Annotated in this window: 1 pseudogene; it reads right to left on the bottom strand. The window is 33.2% G+C overall.

Annotated elements, in window-relative coordinates:
- A pseudogene (locus FFR48_RS28620) lies at positions 1-295 on the bottom strand (RNA-guided endonuclease TnpB family protein); the annotation flags it as partial.

Below are 295 nucleotides of genomic sequence, written 5' to 3'. Positions count from 1 at the left end.
GGTTTATATCCTGTAGGGAGAATTTCATAAGTTTTTATCCAACCAATTACGGGTACTTTTACCTTTCTGTAGTCAATTTTTATGACACCATCTAAGGTAAAAGAATCATGTTTACCCTTTTTCTTAAACTTAGGAAACCCTTTACTTTTTTTGAAGAAAGATTTAAAAGCATCTGACAAATATCTTAATGCGTATTGAGGGGCGCATTTAGACACTTCATAATACCAAGGATGGGTAGATTTAATGGCTGCTACTAACCATTTGTGTAAATCTATGGCTGTGGGAAATTTGATTT

The sequence above is a fragment of the Sphaerospermopsis reniformis genome (assembly GCF_005402885.1).
Taxonomy (GTDB): domain Bacteria; phylum Cyanobacteriota; class Cyanobacteriia; order Cyanobacteriales; family Nostocaceae; genus Sphaerospermopsis; species Sphaerospermopsis kisseleviana.
This window is presented reverse-complemented; position numbering and strand designations above follow the sequence as displayed.